At 57.6% G+C, this 1,075-nt stretch carries 1 rRNA gene; it reads left to right on the top strand.

Going from position 1 to position 1,075, the window contains the following annotated elements:
- Positions 1-1,075: ribosomal RNA gene (locus NFU81_RS03785) — 23S ribosomal RNA — on the top strand; the annotation flags it as partial.

The following is a 1,075-nucleotide window of genomic DNA, read 5'->3' as shown; positions in this document are numbered from 1 at the left end:
TCGTGACTGCGTGCCTTTTGAAGAATGAGCCTGCGAGTTTGCGGTGTGTTGCGAGGTTAACCCGTGTGGGGTAGCCGTAGCGAAAGCGAGTCCGAATAGGGCGGTTGAGTAGCACGCTCAAGACCCGAAGCGGAGTGATCTAGCCATGGGCAGGTTGAAGCGGCTGTAAGAGGTCGTGGAGGACCGAACCCACCAGGGTTGAAAACCTGGGGGATGACCTGTGGTTAGGGGTGAAAGGCCAATCAAACTCCGTGATAGCTGGTTCTCCCCGAAATGCATTTAGGTGCAGCGTCGTGTGTTTCTTGCCGGAGGTAGAGCACTGGATAGGCGATGGGCCCTGCCGGGTTACTGACCTTAGCCAAACTCCGAATGCCGGTAAGTGAGAGCGCGGCAGTGAGACTGTGGGGGATAAGCTCCATGGTCGAGAGGGAAACAGCCCAGAGCATCGACTAAGGCCCCTAAGCGTACGCTAAGTGGGAAAGGATGTGGAGTCGCAGAGACAACCAGGAGGTTGGCTTAGAAGCAGCCACCCTTGAAAGAGTGCGTAATAGCTCACTGGTCAAGTGATTCCGCGCCGACAATGTAGCGGGGCTCAAGCGTACCGCCGAAGTCGTGTCATTGCAGCATATAGGGCTAACGCCTGTTGTGATGGGTAGGGGAGCGTCGTGTGCCGGGTGAAGCCGCGCCGGAAGGCAGTGGTGGACGGTTCACGAGTGAGAATGCAGGCATGAGTAGCGATACAAGAGTGGGAAACTCTTGCGCCGATTGACTAAGGGTTCCTGGGTCAAGCTGATCTGCCCAGGGTAAGTCGGGACCTAAGGCGAGGCCGACAGGCGTAGTCGATGGACAACCGGTTGATATTCCGGTACCCGCTGTAAAGCGCCCAATGCTGAATCCTTTGATGCTAAGGCCGTGAAGCCGCCTCTGATCTCTTCGGAGTGAGGGGGAGTGGTGGAGCCGCTGACCCAAGGGGGTAGTAGGTAAGTGATGGGGTGACGCAGGAAGGTAGTCCAGCCCGGGCGGTGGTTGTCCCGGGGTAAGGGTGTAGCCCGAGGAATAGGCAAATCCGTTCCTC

The sequence above is a fragment of the Actinacidiphila cocklensis genome (genome assembly GCF_907177275.1).
In the GTDB taxonomy this organism is placed as follows: Bacteria; Actinomycetota; Actinomycetes; order Streptomycetales; family Streptomycetaceae; genus Actinacidiphila; species Actinacidiphila cocklensis.
Note: the sequence above shows the minus strand (reverse complement) of the source record. Positions and strands in the feature narration are given on the sequence as shown.